Genomic DNA, 18,358 nt, shown 5'->3' on the forward strand with positions numbered 1-18,358 from the left:
CGCAGTCGGGCGCGGCACGGTCGCCAGGGGCTACCCGGCGGTCGTCCCGACAAACGCCGCACCGGCGGCGGACGGGCCCTCCGGGAGTGGCAGCGGGACGGCGCCGGCCGGTGGTGGCACGCTGACGCCATGACGGAGACCCCGCTGCTGATCATCGACGGCGCCAACGTGGTCGGCTCACGCCCGAACGGGTGGTGGCGGGACCGGGCCGGGGCCGCCGCCCGGCTGCGCGACTCGCTGGCGCCGGTGGCCACCGTCGGGCTGCCGGCCCGGCTGCCCGCCCCGGTCGAGGTGGTGCTCGTGGTCGAGGGGGCCGCGCGGAACGTGCCGGGCACCGACGGCGTCCGCGTGGTGTCCGCCGCCGGCTCCGGGGACGACACGGTGGTCGACCTGGTGCGGGCCGCCCCGCAGCGTCGCCGGCTGGTGGTCACCGCCGACCGGGAGCTGCGCGCCCGGGTCACCGCCCTGGGCGCCGAGGTCTACGGGCCACGGTGGCTGCACGACGCACCCGCAACAAGCTGAGAAGTGTTCGCACTGGGACTCCCACAGAACGGACTCCCGGCACTTCCGGGTGCCAAGCGGACAGGCGGGCAGGAACACCGACAGGGCGGATGTTCTCCCGCCGACGCCGGTAGGCTCTAATGGAGATCTCCCCGCCCCCAGGAGGTTCCGCCGTGGCGAGCGTCGCCGAGCTGAAGGCTGCCATCGATGTCGCCCTGGAACAGATCTCCGACGGGCAGACAGCCGTGCAGGCGGCCGGCGAGAAGCTGGCCGAGGCGCAGCAGACCCTGGCCGGCGCGCTGGAGGGCAGCGGGCACGAGACGGTCGAGGCGGCTCAGGCGTCGCTGACCCAGGCCAGCCAGGAGCTGGAGGAGTGTCTCGCCGCGACACTGGTCGCGGTGGAGCAGGCCCAGCTCTACGTCTCCACCCTGTAGGCGTCGTGTCCATCATCGAGGACGTCGGTGGGCAGGTCCGCGCCGCCACCGAGGAGTTTCCGGTGGGCCTGCTGGGGCAGGCACTGGAGAAGTTCGGCCTGGCCGCGGAGCGGCTGCGCTGGGTACGACAGGAGTCGGCCAACCCGATGGGGGTGCCGGAGCTGTCCGCCGCCACCGAGCACGCCGAGAGCGCCGGCTACGCGCTGCGGGTGGCGCAGGAGCAGCTGTCGGCGTACCTGACCGCGATCGGGCTCAGCGCGGACGGCGCGCCGGCACCCCGCCCGCAGCCGCGCGAACCTCGACACGACACGCCACCGTCGGCAGGGCCGACCGCTGTGCCGCCGGCGCCCGCCGAGCAGGTCCGGCTGCGCCGCTGGTGGTCGGTGCGGGTGGCGGAGCTGACCGGGGGCCGCGACTCCGGCGCCGACGAGCCCGACGAACGCGTGGACGATTCCCAGGAACTGCTGCGCCGCGTCGTGCGCGGGGTGCGTTCCGGCGACCGGGACCGGCTGCGCACCGAACTGCGCCGCGCCCCCGCCGACGTGGGGCTGGGGATGGCGGCCCTGACGCCACCGCTGCTGCGCGAGCTGGCCGGTGAGCTGCTGGGGCACCCGCCGCGCGCCACCGACCTCGGCCGGCTGCGGGGGGAGTTGGACGGGCGGGTCCGGGACCTGCTGCCCGGGCTGCCGCCGCCGGTGCTGGAGACGTTGCTGACCCGGGTGTGCCGGATGCCCCCGCCGCGTGCCTCCGGGGAGCCGCCACACGCCGCGGACTCCGCGGTGACCGCCGGCGTGGCGACCGGGCTGCTGCTCGCCCGGCTCGGCCGGGACCTGCCCACCGCCGGCGGGCAACCGGCTGGCGGCGGGCAACCGGCTGGCGGCGGGCAACCGGCTGGCACGGCGCAGCGCCCCGGCGCACCGGGTCGCCCGCCCGGCGGTGTCGCCCGGCCGCGCTCCGGTGCGCTGCCGCCGCGCGCGGGCAGCCCGTGGCGGGACGCGCCGGCACCACCACGCCGACGGGGCTCCGATGGCTGACCGGCGCAGCCAGCTGGCCACCCGGGTCCGGGACTCCCTCGCCGAGGCGCTGGGCGCGACCCGCACCCGCCTGTCCGCGGCGCAGGCCGAGCTGACCGCCGGGCGGGAGCGGCTGGCCCGGGTCCGCCGGGCGGCCGACGCCGTACCGCAGCGGGTGGGCGCCCAGCGGGACCGCCGGCTGGCCGAGATCGACGCCCTACACTCCGCCCGGATCGCCGAGCTGGCCCGCCAGGCCGCCGAAGCCGCCCGCTGGGAGGCGCCCGGCTGCGCCGGGGCCGACTGGACGGGATGGACGCCGACGCCCGCCCGCCGCGCCGAGCCGCCGGGTGCGCTGCGCATCGGCACCGTCCGGATCGACGACGTGGACCCGGTGCCCGCGCTGGTGCCGCTGCTCGACGCAGGGCACGTGCACCTGTCCGGAAACGACCGCGCCGGCTGCGACGCGGTGGTCTCCGCGCTGCTGCTGCGGGCCGTCGGCCGCGCCGACCCGGGCGCGGTCCGGTTGATCGGGTACGACCCGGAGCACCTCGGCGGCGGCCTGGCCGGATTCGCGCCGCTGGGCACCGCCGGGCTGCTCACCTTCGTCGGCCCGGGCGGGCTGGGCCCGTTGCTGGACGACCTGGTCGAGCAGATCCGCCGGATCAACGAGACCGTGCTGGCCGGCGAGTACGGCTCGCTGCGGGAGCTGGCCGCGGCCACCGGCCGTCGACCCGAGCCGTGGCGGGTGGCGGTGCTGCTCGGCGGCGACGAGCTGAACCGGCACGAGCGCGGGCAGCTGGACCGGGTGGTGCGGGCCGGCGCGGCCTGCGGGGTGCACCTGGTGGTCCGCGGCGTACCGCTGCCCGAGGACCCGACGGTGACCCGGGTGGTGGCCGAGCCGTCCGAGGCCCGGGTCGGCGGCCCGTCCGGTCTGCCGGTCCGGCTGGACCCGCCCCCGCCGGCGACGCTGGTCACCGAGACCTGCCGGGAGGCCGCCGCCCGGGTGAACGCCGGCCCACCGCCGGCACCGTTCGCCGACCTGCTGCCGCCGCCGGAGCTGATGTGGCGGGAGGACTCCTCCGGCGGGCTGACCGCCCCGATCGGTGAGGGGCCGCAGGGCCGACCGGTGCGGCTGACGTTGGGCGACTACCCGCCGCACGCGCTGATCGGTGGGCCGTCCGGCACCGGCAAGACCAACCTGATCTTCGCCTGGATCGGCGCCCTCGCCGCCCGCTACTCCCCCGCCGAGCTGGAGTTCTACCTGCTGGACTTCAAGGAGGGGGTGTCCTTCGCCCGGTTCGCGCAGGGCCGGCGCGACCCGAGTTGGCTGCCGCACATGCGACTGGTCGGCATCAACGTCAACACCGACCGGGAGTTCGGGTTGGCGCTGCTGCGGTTCCTCGCCGAGGAGCTGCGCCGGCGGGCCGACGCGGCCAAGAAGCACGAGGTGACCAAGCTGGCCGAGCTGCGCGCGGTCGACCCGACCGGGCACTGGCCGCGGATCGTCGCGGTGGTCGACGAGTTCCAGATGCTGCTGGCCGGTCGGGACGTGGTGGCCCGGGAGGCGGCCGATCTGCTGGAGGACCTGGCCCGGCGGGGCCGGTCGCAGGGCATCCACCTGGTGCTCGCGTCGCAGGACGTGCGGGGCATCGAGGCGCTGTGGGGTCGCCCGGCGCTGGTCGCCCAGTTCGCCCTGCGTATCGCGCTACCCAAGGCACTGCGTATCCTCGCCGAGCGCAACGACGCGGCGCAGTCCCTGCCGCGCTGGCACGCGGTCGTCAACGCCGAGTCGGGCATGGTCGAGGGCAACGAGGTGGCCCGGATCCCGTCGGCGGGTGACTGGGAGGCCTGGAGCGGCCTGCAGAACCGGCTGTGGCGGATGCGGCCCCCCGACGCGGCGCCGGCCCGGCTCTTCGACGGCGACGCGATCCCCCGGTTGGCGGAGGCACCGGACTACCGGGCGCTGGCCCTGCCACCCGACGGGAAGGCGCCGCGCAGCCCGGTGGCCCTGCTCGGCGAGATCATCGACGTGCAGGCCCGCTCGGCGGCGCTGCGGCTGCCGCGCGCCCCCGGGCGTAACCTCGCGGTCCTGGGCACCCGGGTGGACGAGGCGTGCGCGGTGCTGGACGCGGCGGCCCGATCGCTGGCCCGCCAGCATCCGCCGGGCACGGCCCGGTTCTCCATCGCCTGCCTGGACGCCGACGCCGACCCGGTGGCCCGGGCGCTCTACGACGACCTGGCCGACGACGCCGCCTGGTACGACGAGGAGACCGTCGGCGAGCTGATGGCCGAGACGGCCGACGGACTGGGCGGCCTCGGCGAGCCGCACTACCTGCTGCTGTTCGCGGTCGACGCGGCGGCCGGGGCGCTGGCCGCACGGGCGGGGCGGCGAACCGGCCTGGAGCAGCTGCGTCGGATCCTGCACGAGGGCCCGGAGCGGCGGACCCACGTGCTCGCCTGGTGGCGGGGGGTGGCCCGGATGCGCGCCGACCTGGGCGGGCCGGCGGCCCGTACCGACCAGATCGGCGCCTGGGTGGCGTTGGACGCACACGGCGGCGAGTTGGGCGCGTCGCTCTACCCGGGCACCGGTGGCCCGGACTGGTATCCGCGCCCGTGGCGAGGGCTCTTCTTCGACCGGGCGGTGCACCGCACCGGCCAGGTGGTCATCCCCTATGGACCGTCGCGATGAACCAACCGGTGACCAGTGAGTCGTACGCGGCGCAGCTGCGGCGGCTGGCGGAACTGACCACCAAGGTTGGCGAGCAGCGCGCCGAGGCGCACACCTGGTACGAGCGACAGTGCGCGGCGGCCGACCGTGCCGTGGCCGACGCCGCCGGCCAGGTGCGGCGCGCCGAGGAGGAGCTGATCGCCGCCCGGGAGCAGCAGGAGATGGTGGACGCCGAGGTGGCGCACCTGTGGCAGCAGCTACGGCAGCGGCTCGGCGGTGGCGCCCGGCGCCTCGGTGGCCCGCCCGCCCCGGCCGGCGGTGCCGCAGCGGACCCGGTGCTGCTGCTCAGCCGGGCCAGGGACCTGCTCGACCGAACCGGGCAGCCGGGTGAGCTGCCCGGCTCGGTCAACCCGTTGCTGGCGCTCTGCGGAGTGACCGGCGCCCTGCTGGCGTACGCGCTGGGGGTCGCCGCGCGAGCACTCGGCGTCTCCTACGGCGGCGACCTCGCCGTCGGGATGCCGGTGCTGGCGCTGGTGGTGACCCTGCTCGGGCCACTGATCGGTCTGGTGCCGGCGCGGCTGTTGGCGGACCGCCGGCACGCGGTGCTCGGGCCGCGGCCGATCATCGTGGTGCTCGGCGCCGGCCTGCTCACGACCGCGCTGCTGCTGGTGCTCGGCCGCTGACCGGGCCGACGCGTCGAGGCGTCGCTCAGGCCGGGACCAGGACGGCCTCGCGCAACAGTCGACGGGCCAGGGTGATCCGATCGGCGTCGTCGGGCAGCCCGGGCAGGTCGCCGACCCGGGTGACCGCGCCGGTGAGCAGCGCGCGGGCCGCCGGCTCGCAGTCGGCGGGCAGCGTGATGGTGCGATCGAACAACCGCAGCGCCACCGTGTCCGACCCGTGCGCCACGAGCTGCCAGCGCAGGCCGGGGCGCAGGGTGAGCCGGGAGTCGGCGTCCAGTGCGGCCAGCGCGCCGGCCTGGGCGAGCGGCCGGATCGGCGCCGGGCGGGCGGCTGGCCAGGTGCGCTGCCGCAGGCGCGCCGCGACGGCGCCCGGATCGGCGCGGAGCAGCCAGTCCCGCAGCGCCTCCACCGTCTCGGTCAGCTCCGGCTCGATGGCGTCCGGGTCGGCCACGTCGGTGCCGAACGGCAGGCTGGCGCGCAGCCGCTGGTCCTCGGCAGCCAGCGTGAGCAGCTCCTCGACCAGGGCGTAGCGGGTCAACGCGCGGATGCCCACCGTCAGGTGCAGCGAGCTGGCCTCCTGCGCCTGAGCACTGTGCAGCCAACCGCGCGGCAGGTAGAGGGCGTCGCCGGGGGCGAGCACCACGTCCAGCGCGGCGGGGCCCTGCGCGGTGGCGGTCACCTCGTCGGCACGGCCACCCCAGGCCTGCTTCTCGAGCGGGTCGGGCAGTACCGGAGCGTGGATCCGCCAGTGCTTGCGGCCGTCGACCTGCAGGACGAACACGTCGTGGGTGTCGTAGTGGGTGGCGAAGCCCTGGCTGCCCGCCGGTGTGAGGTAGGCGTTGACCTGCAGCGGCTGGTTCAGCGCGAGGCCCAGGTCGCGGGCGAAGTCGACAAGCGGCGGCCAGATCCGGTGCAGACCCTGCAGCACCAGGGTGGCGCCGCTGGCGTACTGCTCCAGGACCCGCTCGTCGAGCACCTGGTCGCCGATCTCGGCCCCGGCGCCACCGCCGCCGGTCCACCGGCCCGCCGGCACCAACTGGCCGTCCTTGGCGATGCGCAGGAAGGGGGTACGCAGACCGCGCCGGCTGAGCAGTTCGTCGGCGTCGGCGGGGCCGAACAGGTCGGTGAAGCCGGCCGTGTCGGGCAGCTCGGCGGCGCGGGACAGCAGCGGCGTGTGGCCCCAGTGCGCGGCGGCGAACTTGGCCGGCTCGACCGACACGCAGCGGGCCAGCGCCGCGGCGGCACTGGCGGACGGAACCGCCGGGCGGCCGTGGCCGCCCGGCGGGTCGAGGTGCGTCATGGTGGTGCCGCTACCGGGCGCTGCCGTCAGCGCCACCGTCCTGCTGACCCGGAGTCGCACCGCCGTCGGCGGGACCCTCCGCGCCACCGTCTGCGCCACCGTCCTGGTGACCCGGAGTCGCACCGCCGTCGGCGGGACCCTCCGCGCCACCGTCTGCGCCACCGTCCTGGTGACCAGAGGTCGCACCGCCGTCGGCCGGGCCCTCCAGGCCGCCGCCACCCGTCGTCTGAATGTCGTCATCGTTGAGTGCCATCGGTACTCCCTCGGATGTGCCGCCCCGCCCGTACGCCGGGGTCCGTCGTGCAGCGGGTGGTACCCCACGCGCGATCTTCTCTAACCCACACCGTAGACGCCGGATCCGGGCCACACGGGCGGTTCCCCGGCGGCGGGTCGGTACGAGGGTGTGCCGGTGAGGCTGATGTGCACCTCCGCGGACCCGACCGGCGCCTGAGCCCGCCCGACGGCTCCCGGGCGGGCTCGTGGCGTCACGGCAGCATCGTGGCCAGGTCCTTGGGCATGGTGTCCTTCACGTCCTGCCACTCGCCCTGGGTGACGTGCCGTCGCAGGGTGTCCAACACGACCTGCGCCACCCGCTCCGGGCCACCCTCGGCGTCGTACGGGAAACCCTGACGGACCTCGTAGAGGAAGTCGTCGCGGTTGAGCTTGATCGGCACATCGGACGGGTTCCAGCCGTCGAAGTAGATCCCCCGGACCAGCACCGGCAACTGCTGGGCGAACTCCACGCTCTCGTTGACCGGCAACCGGTCACGAAGGAGGTGCAGCACCGTGCGCAGGGCCGCGTACGACTGGTTGCGCCGGTCCTTCGGCCAGCCGTAGGCGTTCTCGATGTCCTTGAGGATCAGGTTCGTCTTGTCCAGCGACGACTCGAACGCCGAGATCGGTTGGTCAGCCATGGGTCGACCCCCGTTCCCCGGTCTCCCACCGTTGGTCGTCATTGCGACGCGGCGGGCCCGCCGGCCCGCGTCGGGCTCGCACCGGGCTGCCCTGCGGCGCGCGCCGGGCGTTGTCGGCCGTACCGACCACGTGCAGGACGGCACCACGCCGTCTATCCGTCACCAGTCGAACCGTCATCCCCGTCACCTCCGTGTCGTTTCTCGGCGCCGGCCGCCGATCCGACCGCACGCACCTGCCAGCCTGCCCGTCAGGCGGGTGAGGCGGCCCCACCCCGATCGGGTGAGCGGGCGGCGCCGGTCAGTCCACGCCGAGGAGCCCGGCCAAGGTCTTCGCGTTGGTCTGGGCAAAGTCGCGGTAGCAATTGTTGAGAAGTAGATGGGTCTGCCCGGCGTCGTCGGCCAGCTCACGCAGCTTCGGCGCCCACTCGGCCAACTCCCGCTTGGAGTAGTCGTAGCCGAACTTCTCGTGGATGTCCTTGCTGGTCCACTTGTCACTGTGGCCGTGGAAACGCACCATCGCGAGGTCCGCGGTGGCGGCCAGCACCGGCGGCACCGACGAGCGGTGGCCCTGCGGCATGTCCACGCAGACGAACGGCAGTTTGTGCTCGCGGAGGAAGGTCAGGGTCTCGTCGGCGTTGGCGCCGTCGAACCAGGAGGCGTGCCGGAACTCGAAGACCGGGCGCAGCGGCGCGCAGCGCTTCGCCACCTCGAGCAGGTACTGCTTGTTGTCCCGTTTGATGCCGAACCAGGGCGGAAACTGGAAGAGCAGCGCTCCCAGTTTGCCGGCCCGCACCAGCGGGTCCAACGCGGACAGGAAGCGTGTCCACACCTCCTCGTACGACTGGGCCGGCAGGTCGTCGGGATAGACGTTCTTCTTGTCGGTGTCCGGCCGCAGGTCCTTGTAGAGCGCGCTGACCCGGGTGGGGTGCCCGGTCAGCAGGCTGAACGCCTTGATGTTGAACGTGAAGCCGGCCGGGGTGCGCTCGGCCCAGAGTCGCGCGGTCGCCTCGGCGGGCGGCGAGTAGTAGGTGGCGTCCACTTCGACCAGCGGAAACTGCCGGGCGTAGTAGACCAGCCGCTTCTCCGGCGTGTCCGCCGTCTGCGGATACCACCCCGAGTCCAGGAGTGTGCGGTCGGTCCAGGACGCGGTGCCCACCAGAATCTCACCCATGGAAGAAGTCCATCGCGTCGTGGACCGACCGGCAACCGCTCAGCTGACTCAGGCCGCCCGCCGCTCTCGGGTCTGCTTGCAGGTCACGCACGTGGTGGCGGACGGGAAGATCTCCAGCCGTTCCACGGGGATCGCCGCCGAACAGCCTTCGCACCAGCCGTAGGTGCCTTCGGAAAGCCGGCCGAGGGCGTGCTCGTACTGGGTACGGCGGTCGAGGATGGTGCGCAGCAGAGACTGCGCGGTGTCCCGTTCGGCGGTCTTGGTGCCGCTGTCGGCCTGGTCGTCGCCCGCGGTGTCACCAACCTCCACCAACCGCAGCACCTGACTCTGCAGCACGGCGTGCTCGTACTCCGCGGTCAGCTCGTCGTAGCGCGCCTGCAGGGAGAGCCGGATCTGGTCGACCTCCGTCTGGGTACGACCGGTACCGACCGTGTCGTGGACGAGCATCGCTGCCTGCCTTTCCTGGGCCTGTGGCGCACGGCGAGCCGGGATGCCGCGGCGTCTGGCCCCGGTCACGGTCGCATGCGGTGCACGAGCGGTCACCCGTGCTCTGTGAGCCGGGCGAGTACCCGCCCGAGGAGTCGATCAAACCGGCGATTTTCGGGCGTCTGTCAGCCGTCGGCTCACGGCTCCACGAGCGCGGGGCGGCGGGGGTCGTCGGCCCTCACCACCACGTCGGCGAAGCTGGCCGGAACGACCTCCTCGGCGTACCGGTCGAAGGCCGGCAGGGTCCAGTTCCGGGCCGGTTCGGTACGCCGACGCAGCGCCGCGGCGGAGAGCTCCAGGTGGACGGTGATGTCGAAGGGCAGGCCGCCACCGAGCAGCAGCGCGCCGCTGACCAGGACGACGCCGCCGGGTGGCAGGTCGACGTAGCGGGCGCGGCTGGCCCGGTCGGCGGTGGCGTCCCAGAGCGAGGGGAGCATCCGCCCGGTGCCGCCCGGGCCGGCCGGATCGAGCACCTCCCGACGCAGCCCGACCTCGTCCACCCAGCCCTCGTAGTAGGCGTCCGGGTTGCTCCGGCCGAACTCGAAGCGCAGGGACGCGGGCCGGAGATAGTCGTCGGCGCGTACGTGCAGTACGGGGTGGCCCGCGGCGCGCAGCGGGTCGACCAGCGCGGCGGCCAGCTCGTCCGGGCCGGCGGCGGGCGCGCCGTCGAGCGCCACCCGTAGCCGCCCTGGCCCGGCGGTGGCGGTCGCGGCAGAGGCCGCGGCGTCGGCCAGCCGGTCGGTCAGCTCGCTGACGAGCAGGTCGGGCGAGATGGGTCGGATGCGCACCGGACCATCCTGCCCCGCCCCGGGCTGCTCGGCTGCGCCGGTCAGCCGGTGCGGTCGATGCTGACCCGGGCGTCGTCGGACAGGCGGTAGCCCACGCCGTAGACGGTGGTGACCAGGGGCACGTCCACACCGACCTTGCCGCGCAGCCGGCGCACGTGGACGTCGACGGTGCGGACCCCGGCGTGCTCGTAGCCCCAGACGGCGTTGAGCAGTTGCAGTCGGGTGAACACCCGGCGGGGGTGGGCGACCAGGTGCAGGAGCAGGTCGAACTCCAGCCGGGTCAGCGGCAGCGGCTCGTCGTCGCGCAGCACCGAGCGGGACGAGGCGAGGATGTGCAGGGCGGGGATGGTCGAGGCGATCGGCCGCGCCGGCGAACGGTGAACGGGCACCGCGTCGGCGCGGCGTTCCGCCGGGACCGCGCTGATGATCATGCCCTCGCCGTGCTCCAGGAGCTCACGGGCGGCGTCGAGCAGCCGGCGGGCCGGCGGGGTCAGCGACTCCTCACAGGCGAGCGGGATGGACAGTGTCACGGTGAGCATGGGCGCGGCGGTGTTCGCCGGGCGGCGCTGACCGCCGGGAGGTCGACCTGGAACCGCGGGTTGGGACGTATGCCATCCGGCGCGCGACGAGGCGGGGCTGACCGACATGGTCCTCCTTGGCTGATCCGGGTATCTCCCCACGGCCCGGGACGCCGCTTCATCGATGCTTCCCGGCGCCCGGGCGAGGGTCAAGAGGCGGCTACGTTGCATGAATGTGACAATTGACGAACACATCGGAGCCGAGTGCTCGCTCTGCGTACGAAGCCTGATGATTACAGCAGAGCCGCCCAGATGACCCGATACGGGGGTCCCCGTCCGGTTGATCGCGGCCGTTGCGACCGCCGCCCGGCCGGGCTCAGCGGCTGCTGTCCACGCTGATCCGGGCCTCGTCGGCCAGTCGGTAACCCACCCCGTAGACCGTGGTGACGACCGGCCCGTCGGCCAGCTTCGCGCGCAGCCGCCGGACGTGCACGTCCACCGTCCGGGCCACCGCGTGCTCGTACCCCCAGACGTTGCTCAGAAGCTGGAGGCGGGTGAAGACCCGGCGCGGCCGCTCGGCCAGGAACAGCAGCAGCTCGTACTCGATGCGGGTCAGTGGGATGACCCGGTCGCCCCGGCGGACCACCCGCGAGCCGGCGAAGATGTGGACCTGCTCGGCGTCGTCGACGACGGACGCCTCGTCGCGGGGCGCCGCGGCGGGGCCGGGGACCGGCCGCGGCCCCGGCGGGAGCTCGTCGACGGCGCGTAGCCGGTCCTCGCCCGACTCGGCCAGCTCGCCGAGCAGCTGGACCAGGCGGGCCAGTCGAGGGCTCACCGGCCCCGGGGCGAGGTCGAGGGTGATGGTGAGGGTGGGGCCGGTGCGTTGGCGGGCGGGGCGAGCCACCGGGTGGTGGGGGCGCGTGGAGATGGCGACGACGGACATGGTGCCTCCTGGGGATGGCGGTACGCCCGCCACGCGCGATGCGGCGTGGCGGTCAGCGGCGCGCCGGGCCGGCGGTGACCGGGGACGCGAGGGGGGACGCACGGTGCAACGGGGTCGGGCCGAGGGCCGGCAGGCCGGCGATCCGCCAGGCGGCGAAACCGCCGACCACGTCGGTGGCCCGGTGCAGGCCGATGTCCTGCAACGCGGCCGCGGCCAGCGACGAGGTGTAGCCCTCCTGGCAGAGGATCACCACCGCTACGTCGTAGTCGACGGCCTGCGGAAGCCGGGCAGGGCAGCGCGGGTCGAAGCGCCACTCCAGCACGTTGCGCTCGATCGTGAGCGAGCCCGGCACGACGCCGTGTGCGGCCCGCTGGGTCGCTGGGCGGATGTCGACCAGCAGCGCCCCGGCGCGGTATGCCAGGTGCGCCTGCTCCGGGTCCAGCCGGTCGAGCCGGACGCGCGCGGCGGCCAGGATCTCGTCGATGCCCCGGGAGCCCGGCGGCGGTGCGGGGGCCGGACAGCGCTCGGCGGTTGCCTGCATTCTCTCGGTTCCTTCCGATGAGGTGAGGGTCGATCGTTGGTGCCCGCTGCTCACCAGGAGCGGCCGGCCTCGGCGACCTCGGCGACCCGCAGCCGCCCGTCGAGGAGGTGGTAGCGGGTCATCCGGACCAGCGCCGGCCGGTAGACGTGCACGCTGACCGCCGGCTCCGCGCCCCGGTTGGTGACCACGTGCACGTGCCGGGGGCCGAAGCGGCGGCCGGAGCCGGTGGCCAACAGGCGGGGGCGCAACGTGCCACCGACGACCGTCTCCTCGGTGAGCGCGCCGGCGACCACCCGGAACGCCCCTGCGGAGCCGCCGTGGTCGTGCAGGTCGGTGCCCTGCCCGGGAAGCCAGCTCAGCGCCCACACCTCGTGGTCGTCAGCGGTGGCGAGCCGGGCGTACCAGCGCTCCTCGGGATCGAAGCGCAGTGGCACCGGCCAACCGCTCGGGTCGGCCCAGTGGGCGGCGACGGCGAGCAGGTCGGGCTCCGAGCGGCGGTGGTTCATGGCGGTCCTCGCGGTCGTTCGGCGGGTGCCCCCGTACTCTAGCCGCTAAACCCTATAGGTTTAGTAGGTAATTCCAACTACTGGGACACGCAATCCGCGCCGCCTCTCACCGTAGGACCGGTGGGTCCACCCGGTAGCCGGGCAGCGACGGCCACCGCACGGTCAACACCACCGAGGCGGACTCGGCGTACCAGGAGTGATCCACCCCCCTCGCCCACACCACGTAGTCACCCGGCGCGGCCAACCGCACCGTCCGATCCGGCAACTCCACCCGGAACCGCCCCTCGACCAGCACGAGAAGGGTGGTCCGCCGCTCCCCCGTCGCCCACCGCGAGCGAGCCTCCCCGGGCGGGTGCACGCCCCACTTCACCTCGACGTCGGTGCTGTGCCGGATCTCCCCCGGCGGCGCGAAGTGCCCGAGCAGCCAACCGGCGTTGCCGGCGCCGTCGATGCCGGCGTTGCCCACGTACACCGTCTCACCCAACGGACCCTCCCCCACCGCGCCGGCCGAGCAACCTACCAGTACCAGGGCGGTTGGCCTCGACTAGCCTGGATCGGTGACCGACGACCTCGACGCCGAGACGCTGGCGTTCGCGCACCGCATGTTCGACCTCGCCCGTGCGGGCTCCGCCGAGGAACTGGCCGCGCAGCTCGACGCCGGGTTGCCCGTCAACCTCACCAACGACAAGGGCGACACGCTGCTGATCCTCGCCGCGTACCACTCCCACCCGGCCACCGTGACGGCCCTGCTGGCCCGCGGCGCCGACCACACCCGGGTCAACGATCGCGGCCAGAGCGCGCTGGCCGCCGCGGTGTTCCGCAGCAGCACCGAGGCGGTCCGCGCGCTGCTCGCCGCCGGCGCCGACCCGGCACACGGCAGCCCGTCCGCGGCGGAGACCGCCCAGTTCTTCGACCTGCCGGAGATGACGCAGCTGCTGCGGGCCGGCTGACGCGCTCGCGGACGGCCCGGTATACAGGGTCGGTGGAAGATCCCCTGCCCGAGCAGATGCGCGCCGCCGCAGGCACACTGCTGGCCACGCTCGCCCCGGCGGCCCGTGACCGAGCCCTACGCCCGTTCGACGACGAGCCCGCCCGACGCTGGCTGGAGTACCGGCCCCGGCCCCGACCCGGCGCCTGCCTCGCCGAGCTGGACGTCGCCGGTCGCAAGGCCGCACACCGGCTGCTGGCCACCGCTCTCAGCCCAACGGCGTACGCCCAGGCGATGGCGATCATCGCGCTGGAGGAGGTCCTGGACCGGGCCGAGGGCTGGCGGCGTGGGCGGCACAGCGGTGACTACTGGATCGCCGTGTTCGGCGACCCGGCGCGCGACGACCGCTGGGCGTGGCGGTTGGAGGGCCACCACCTGTCGGTGAACATGACGGTCGTCGACGACCAGGTCTCCCCGGCGCCGATCTTCTTCGGTGCCAACCCGGCCGCGGTCCGGTACGCCGGCCGCCCGGTCTCCCGGCCCCTCGGCGTCGAGGAGGATCTCGCCCGGGCTCTGCTCGACGCACTGGGGCCGGCCGAGCGGGCCGCGGCGATCATCGCCGACGAGGCGCCGGCGGACATCATCAGTGCCACCCGCGGGCTCGTCGACGCGCCGCTGGAGCCGCTCGGCGTACCTGCGGAGCGCCTGGGGCCGACCGGCCGCGCGCTGCTCGACCAGGTGGTCGCGCTGTACCTGGACCGGCTTCCACCGGAGCTGGCCATCCGCGAGGCGCGTCGACTCCAGGGCGGCCACCTGCACTTCGCCTGGGCCGGCCCCACCCGCCCGGGGCAACGGCACTACTACCGGGTGCAGGGCGACGACCTGCTGATCGAGTACGACAACACCTCCGCGGACGGCAACCACGCGCACACCGTGTTGCGCCGCCCCAGCAGCGACTTCGGCGCCGACGTCCTGGCCGCCCACCACCGGTCCCATCCCCACGCGCACTGAGATAGGGGTCGGCCTGGCGCACGGTGCGCGCGGTCGCGTCAGGGTCGGGGGCGGACCCCGTCGACGGTGGGGTCGGCCCCGCCGCCGAGCGTGCCGGCCTCGCCGCCGAGTGCGTCGAACGTGCCTGCCTCGCCGCGGCGCCGCCCGTCGAACTGTCGCATCAGCCGGGCGCCCAGGTGTACGCCGACCCCGCCGACAGCCAGCGCGACCAGCTCGGTGATCAGGATCGCGGTCGACGCGCCGCGCTGCGGGGAGTGGGCCCGTACCAGGCAGGTGAGCAGGAACAAGCCGGCCATCGTCGCGTTCACCAGGTTGAAGGCGACGGCGGTGCGGCGGGTGCGGTCGCCCGGAACGTCCCACAGGTCGACCATGCCGGCAATCGCGGTCATCGCGGCGGCGAACAGCGCGGCCACGCCGGTCCAGTAGCCGACCTCGCCCAGGAAGGCCGGCCCACCGGTGACGTCGCTGAGATCGAAGACGGTGGCGCTGACGAAGAGCCCGAGCGGGAACGTCACCAACATGGGTTGGACGGGGTTGCCCTGCACCCGTAGCCGGCTCTGCATCGGCCCTCCCACGTTTCGGCGCAGCTCAGCACCACCAGGGTGCTACCCGAGCCCTCCGCCAGTGAAGCGGCGCCGCCCGACTCGTCGCGGACCGGGAGAACGGGCGCCCGGTCGGTCTCAGCCCGGCCGGGGGGCGGGTGCCGCGGCGGACGGACCGGCCCGCTCAGGTGTCGCGCTGGCGGGAGACTGTGCGGACGAGCCGCTCGGCCACCTCGCGCAGCGGGATGTCCAGTGCGGACGCGGCGGTGCGCAACACGTCCAGAGCTTCGGCCGGGGCGCAGCCGCGCTGGGTCATGATCACGCCGACGGCCTGCCCCACGACGCCGTCCTGGAGCATCGAGGCGTCCCGCTCGCCGGCGAGCGCGACCCGCCGGCCCCGGTCACGAACCGCGGCCAGCAGCAGCCCGGCGTGCTCGGCGAGCAGCATCGCGATCAGCTGGTGCTGCGGGGTGAGCAGATCCGGTGCCTCGGCGTACAGGTTGACGGCCCCGATCACCTGGTCGTCGATGTCCACCGGCGCGGAGATCACCCCGTGGACCCCGAGGTCGCGGGCCCGCGCCGTCCAGGCCGGCCAGCGGGTTTCGCCGGCCAGATCCACCGCGAGGATCATCTCCCGCCGCCGGATCGCGCTCATCGCCGGCGAGTCCGGCCCGTTCCGCAGGTCGTCCAGACCGGCCAGTCGCTCGTCGGAGGCCGCCACCCCGGCCGGCTCGCCGGCGCGCAGGGCGGTGAAGCCGCACCAGCGCACCCCGGCCACCGCGTCCCGGGTCACCCGGACCAACGCCAGCAGCGCCTCATCGAAATCGGTCAGCGCGATCAGGCCGGCGGTCAGCTCCCGCAACAGGGCGGCAGTCTCCAGTACGCCGAGGCGCTCGGCCACCGGTTCCCGCAACCGGTCCGCTGCCCCCGTATGCACGCGCGCACCACTCGCCAACGCCGTCCCCCGTGTCATTTCGCATCTCCCCCGACGTGACCGACCCGGGCTACTACCCCCACCAACCAGGGTCGAAACGGCGTAAATCGGGGTCCCTGCCGCGCGTGGATGCGCTACAGGGACCCCGGAAGCCGCAGCCCGATCGCGGTCAGCGCGAGGCGCCGCTGAGCCGCCGCCCGATGGAGGCGATCAGCCGGTCGAGCTCGGAGCCGAACGGGTTGTCGTGCACCAGGTACGTCCAGGTGGCGGTCGGCCGGACCAGCGTGCCGTCCTCCGGGTCCCAGTCCTCGTCGAACTCGGTCTCGGCGAAGGTGGCGAGGGTGCGGGCCTCGATCTCCGGAACCAGGTTGTTGAACGCCGGCACCGCGGCCCGGTGGAACTCGTCCAGCGGGTCGAGCCGACCCAGCGCGCGAAGGTGCACGCCCTCGCGGACCTCCGACAGCTCGGCCAGGTGCTCGGCCCAGAGCCGGTCCAGGTGGTAGAGCGCGATCGAGCGTGCCGCCCGGGCGAGCAGGTCCTCGTCCATCTCGCCGGCCTTCTCGGGCATCTTGTCCAGCAGCATCAGCGCGGCCACGTCGCTGGTCAGCAGCCGCTCGCGGCGCTGGGCGAGGGCCTTGCGCTGCTGCTCGATCACCACGCTGTAGCGCCAGGTGTTGCGGTGGATCTCGTGGTTGACGCCCTCGGCGACCCGCTGGGCGTGCTCCACCGCGTAGTCCACCTGCTCGTCGGTGACCAGGCCGTCGGCGTTCATCCGCGGCGACGCCGGCACCGCGTCCGCCGCGTGCCGGGTGACCAGGTCGTCCTCCAGGCTCACGAAGAAGACAGAGCCGCCCGGGTCGCCCTGCCGGCCGGCCCGGCCGCGCAACTGGTCGTCCACCCGGCGGCTGTCGTGCCGGCCACTGCCGATCACGTACAGCCCGCTCAGCTCGGCCACCCGCTCCTGGTCGGTCTGGTCGCTGCCGCCGAGCCGGATGTCCACGCCCCGGCCCGCCATCTGGGTGGAGACGGTCACCGCGCCGTACGCGCCGGCCTCGGCGATGATCGCGGCTTCCTCGTCGTCGTTCTTGGCGTTCAGCACCACGCACGCCACGCCGGCCGCGTTCAGCCCGGCGGCCAGACCCTCGGACTCCTTGACGTCGAGCGTGCCGACGAGCACCGGCCGCCCCTCGGCGTGGCAGCGCCGGATCTCGTCGATCAGCGCCTCGTCCTTCTCCGCCCTGGTGGCGAAGATGCGGTCCGGCTCGTCCTCGCGGACACACGGCGTGTTGGGCGGGATCACCGCCACCTCGAGGCCGAAGAACTCGCGCAGCTGGTCGCCGACCAGCACCGCGGTGGCGGTCATTCCGCACACCTTCGGGTAGAGGGCGATGTACGCCTGCATCGCGATGGTGCCCAGCACCTCACCCTCGGCGGTGGCGTCCAGGCCCTCCTTGGCCTCGACCGCCGCCTGGAGCCCGTCCGGCCAGCGGCGGCGCTGGGCCACCCGGCCGCGCATCTCGTCGATCAGCTCGACCGAGCCGTCCCGGACGATGTAGTCCACGTCACGGTTGAGCAGGGCGTGCGCGTGCAGCGCCACGTGGACGGCGGAGAGCTGCGCGACGTGCTCGGTGTCGTACAGGTCGATGCCGAGCTTGGCCTCGACGGCGGCCAGGCCGGCGGCGGTGAACGCCACGCTGCGGCCGTCCTCGGGGACCGTGTAGTGCCGGTCCTTGCGCAGCCCGCGCACCAGCGCGGCGGCGGTGTGCACCGGGTCCTGCTCGCCGGGCACCGAACCGGCGAGGACCATCGGCACCCGGGCCTCGTCGATCATGATCGAGTCGGCCTCGTCCACGATCGCGGTGCTCAGCGCCGGCTGCACCCGGTCGGCAACGTCGGTGACCAGCTGGTCGCGCAGGTAGTCGAAGCCGGCCTCGCTGACCGAGACGTAGGTGACGTCACAGGCGTAGGCGTCGCGCCGCTCCTGCGGGGTGGACGCCTCGTTGACCCAGCCGACGGTCAGGCCGAGCAGGGTGTAGACCGGCTCCATCCACTGGGCGTCGCGGCGGGCCAGGTAGTCGTTGACGGTGAGCACGTGCACCGGCCCGTTGCCGACCCGGACGTGCCCGTACGCGGCGATCGCGGCGGTCAGGGTCTTGCCCTCACCGGTGGCCATCTCGGCGACCTTGCCGGAGAGCAGCGCCATCGCGCCGAGCAGCTGCACGTCGTACGGCCGCTGGTCGAGGCCGCGGCGGGCGGCCTCCCGGCCGACCGCGCAGATCTCCTCGTAGCCGACCGCGTTGCCGGCGGCCTCGGTCAACTCGGCGTCGTCCAGCGCGGCGAGGTCATCCTCGCGCGCCTCGATCGCCGTCAGCAGCTTCTCCAGAGGAGCAAGATCCACGGTCGTGCCCGGACGCTCGAGGAACCGCCGGAACTTGCTCTTGAACCGTTGCGACACACCCATGAGCGGCAACGGTACG

Annotated in this window: 20 protein-coding genes and 1 pseudogene; 7 read left to right on the top strand and 14 right to left on the bottom strand. The window is 74.2% G+C overall.

The genetic code is table 11. The features are described 5' to 3' along the window. Positions 1-129: 129 nt before the first annotated feature. The 5 genes from ACLJN9_RS02900 (at position 130) to ACLJN9_RS02920 (ending at position 5,299) form a co-directional block, all read left to right on the top strand. A complete protein-coding gene (locus ACLJN9_RS02900) occupies positions 130-522 on the top strand; it encodes a hypothetical protein (protein ID WP_410809385.1) in 393 nt (130 codons plus the stop codon). Between the two features lie 152 nt (positions 523-674). Continuing rightward, entirely contained in the window at positions 675-935 is a 261-nt protein-coding gene (locus ACLJN9_RS02905) for a hypothetical protein (RefSeq protein ID WP_410809386.1), read from the top strand. A gap of 5 nt (positions 936-940) precedes the next feature. Continuing rightward, positions 941-1,969, top strand: coding sequence for a hypothetical protein (locus ACLJN9_RS02910; protein WP_410809387.1), 1,029 nt, complete (start codon positions 941-943; stop codon positions 1,967-1,969). Further along, positions 1,962-4,637: an FtsK/SpoIIIE domain-containing protein gene (locus tag ACLJN9_RS02915; protein ID WP_410809388.1), complete on the top strand. Its 2,676-nt coding sequence runs from the start codon at positions 1,962-1,964 to the stop codon at positions 4,635-4,637. The genes ACLJN9_RS02910 and ACLJN9_RS02915 overlap by 8 nt, the downstream gene beginning before the upstream one ends. After that, positions 4,634-5,299 carry a hypothetical protein gene (locus ACLJN9_RS02920; RefSeq protein ID WP_410809389.1) on the top strand — a complete coding sequence of 222 codons (666 nt, stop codon included), beginning with the start codon at positions 4,634-4,636 and terminating at the stop codon, positions 5,297-5,299. The genes ACLJN9_RS02915 and ACLJN9_RS02920 overlap by 4 nt, the downstream gene beginning before the upstream one ends. A 25-nt stretch (positions 5,300-5,324) precedes the next feature. On the opposite strand, the gene ACLJN9_RS02925 is transcribed toward ACLJN9_RS02920, so the two are convergent. From ACLJN9_RS02925 to ACLJN9_RS02975, 11 genes and pseudogenes are all read right to left on the bottom strand, one after another. After that, positions 5,325-6,599: a cupin domain-containing protein gene (locus ACLJN9_RS02925; protein WP_410809390.1), complete on the bottom strand. Its 1,275-nt coding sequence runs from the start codon at positions 6,597-6,599 to the stop codon at positions 5,325-5,327. 16 nt (positions 6,600-6,615) lie between these two features. Beyond that, a pseudogene (locus tag ACLJN9_RS02930) lies at positions 6,616-6,852 on the bottom strand (hypothetical protein); the annotation flags it as partial. 232 nt (positions 6,853-7,084) lie between these two features. After that, positions 7,085-7,513, bottom strand: a complete 429-nt coding sequence (locus tag ACLJN9_RS02935; protein WP_410809391.1) for a DUF2267 domain-containing protein — start codon at positions 7,511-7,513, stop codon at positions 7,085-7,087. 298 nt (positions 7,514-7,811) lie between these two features. Further along, a complete protein-coding gene (locus ACLJN9_RS02940; protein WP_410809392.1) occupies positions 7,812-8,684 on the bottom strand; it encodes a DUF72 domain-containing protein in 873 nt (290 codons plus the stop codon). Between the two features lie 48 nt (positions 8,685-8,732). Beyond that, the gene (locus ACLJN9_RS02945; RefSeq protein WP_410809393.1) at positions 8,733-9,131 is read right to left on the bottom strand and encodes a TraR/DksA family transcriptional regulator; all 399 of its coding nucleotides are present in this window, start codon (positions 9,129-9,131) and stop codon (positions 8,733-8,735) included. Positions 9,132-9,307: 176 nt separating this feature from the next. Further along, a complete protein-coding gene (locus ACLJN9_RS02950; RefSeq protein ID WP_410809394.1) occupies positions 9,308-9,958 on the bottom strand; it encodes a uridine kinase in 651 nt (216 codons plus the stop codon). A gap of 41 nt (positions 9,959-9,999) precedes the next feature. Continuing rightward, on the bottom strand, positions 10,000-10,605 hold the full coding sequence (locus ACLJN9_RS02955; protein ID WP_410809395.1) for a winged helix-turn-helix domain-containing protein: 606 nt from the start codon (positions 10,603-10,605) through the stop codon (positions 10,000-10,002). Positions 10,606-10,852: 247 nt separating this feature from the next. Then, positions 10,853-11,419: a winged helix-turn-helix domain-containing protein gene (locus tag ACLJN9_RS02960; protein WP_410809396.1), complete on the bottom strand. Its 567-nt coding sequence runs from the start codon at positions 11,417-11,419 to the stop codon at positions 10,853-10,855. Between the two features lie 52 nt (positions 11,420-11,471). Then, complete coding sequence (locus ACLJN9_RS02965) at positions 11,472-11,960, bottom strand: rhodanese-like domain-containing protein (RefSeq protein WP_410809397.1); 489 nt, start codon at positions 11,958-11,960, stop codon at positions 11,472-11,474. Positions 11,961-12,010: 50 nt separating this feature from the next. Beyond that, a complete protein-coding gene (locus tag ACLJN9_RS02970) occupies positions 12,011-12,466 on the bottom strand; it encodes a cysteine dioxygenase (protein WP_410809398.1) in 456 nt (151 codons plus the stop codon). A 106-nt stretch (positions 12,467-12,572) separates the two neighbouring features. Next, positions 12,573-12,950: a signal peptidase I gene (locus ACLJN9_RS02975; protein ID WP_410809399.1), complete on the bottom strand. Its 378-nt coding sequence runs from the start codon at positions 12,948-12,950 to the stop codon at positions 12,573-12,575. Between the two features lie 73 nt (positions 12,951-13,023). On the opposite strand from ACLJN9_RS02975, the gene ACLJN9_RS02980 reads away from it, so the two are divergent. Both ACLJN9_RS02980 and ACLJN9_RS02985 read left to right on the top strand, forming a co-directional pair. Continuing rightward, positions 13,024-13,416: an ankyrin repeat domain-containing protein gene (locus tag ACLJN9_RS02980; protein ID WP_410809400.1), complete on the top strand. Its 393-nt coding sequence runs from the start codon at positions 13,024-13,026 to the stop codon at positions 13,414-13,416. Positions 13,417-13,448: 32 nt separating this feature from the next. Continuing rightward, complete coding sequence (locus ACLJN9_RS02985; protein ID WP_410809401.1) at positions 13,449-14,405, top strand: DUF3500 domain-containing protein; 957 nt, start codon at positions 13,449-13,451, stop codon at positions 14,403-14,405. Between the two features lie 38 nt (positions 14,406-14,443). On the opposite strand, the gene ACLJN9_RS02990 is transcribed toward ACLJN9_RS02985, so the two are convergent. From ACLJN9_RS02990 to secA2, 3 genes are all read right to left on the bottom strand, one after another. Continuing rightward, complete coding sequence (locus tag ACLJN9_RS02990; RefSeq protein WP_410809402.1) at positions 14,444-14,968, bottom strand: DUF2231 domain-containing protein; 525 nt, start codon at positions 14,966-14,968, stop codon at positions 14,444-14,446. Between the two features lie 163 nt (positions 14,969-15,131). Beyond that, the gene (locus ACLJN9_RS02995; RefSeq protein ID WP_410809403.1) at positions 15,132-15,884 is read right to left on the bottom strand and encodes a GAF and ANTAR domain-containing protein; all 753 of its coding nucleotides are present in this window, start codon (positions 15,882-15,884) and stop codon (positions 15,132-15,134) included. Positions 15,885-16,050: 166 nt separating this feature from the next. Further along, positions 16,051-18,342: an accessory Sec system translocase SecA2 gene (secA2, locus tag ACLJN9_RS03000; RefSeq protein WP_410809404.1), complete on the bottom strand. Its 2,292-nt coding sequence runs from the start codon at positions 18,340-18,342 to the stop codon at positions 16,051-16,053. Positions 18,343-18,358 lie beyond the last annotated feature (16 nt).

Source organism: Micromonospora sp. 067-2 (assembly GCF_046549295.1).
Classification (GTDB): domain Bacteria; phylum Actinomycetota; class Actinomycetes; order Mycobacteriales; family Micromonosporaceae; genus Micromonospora.

Excerpts from the sequence above, each read along its gene's own strand:
- ACLJN9_RS02900 (WP_410809385.1), top strand. The coding sequence starts at position 130 with ATGACGGAGACCCCGCTGCTGATCATCGACGGCGCCAACGTGGTCGGC.
- ACLJN9_RS02915 (WP_410809388.1), top strand. The coding sequence starts at position 1,962 with ATGGCTGACCGGCGCAGCCAGCTGGCCACCCGGGTCCGGGACTCCCTC.
- ACLJN9_RS02920 (WP_410809389.1), top strand. The coding sequence starts at position 4,634 with ATGAACCAACCGGTGACCAGTGAGTCGTACGCGGCGCAGCTGCGGCGG.
- ACLJN9_RS02925 (WP_410809390.1), bottom strand. The coding sequence starts at position 6,599 with ATGACGCACCTCGACCCGCCGGGCGGCCACGGCCGCCCGGCGGTTCCG.
- ACLJN9_RS02935 (WP_410809391.1), bottom strand. The coding sequence starts at position 7,513 with ATGGCTGACCAACCGATCTCGGCGTTCGAGTCGTCGCTGGACAAGACG.
- ACLJN9_RS02940 (WP_410809392.1), bottom strand. The coding sequence starts at position 8,684 with ATGGGTGAGATTCTGGTGGGCACCGCGTCCTGGACCGACCGCACACTC.
- ACLJN9_RS02945 (WP_410809393.1), bottom strand. The coding sequence starts at position 9,131 with ATGCTCGTCCACGACACGGTCGGTACCGGTCGTACCCAGACGGAGGTC.
- ACLJN9_RS02955 (WP_410809395.1), bottom strand. The coding sequence starts at position 10,605 with ATGTCGGTCAGCCCCGCCTCGTCGCGCGCCGGATGGCATACGTCCCAA.
- ACLJN9_RS02960 (WP_410809396.1), bottom strand. The coding sequence starts at position 11,419 with ATGTCCGTCGTCGCCATCTCCACGCGCCCCCACCACCCGGTGGCTCGC.
- ACLJN9_RS02965 (WP_410809397.1), bottom strand. The coding sequence starts at position 11,960 with ATGCAGGCAACCGCCGAGCGCTGTCCGGCCCCCGCACCGCCGCCGGGC.
- ACLJN9_RS02970 (WP_410809398.1), bottom strand. The coding sequence starts at position 12,466 with ATGAACCACCGCCGCTCGGAGCCCGACCTGCTCGCCGTCGCCGCCCAC.
- ACLJN9_RS02990 (WP_410809402.1), bottom strand. The coding sequence starts at position 14,968 with ATGCAGAGCCGGCTACGGGTGCAGGGCAACCCCGTCCAACCCATGTTG.
- secA2 (WP_410809404.1), bottom strand. The coding sequence starts at position 18,342 with ATGGGTGTGTCGCAACGGTTCAAGAGCAAGTTCCGGCGGTTCCTCGAG.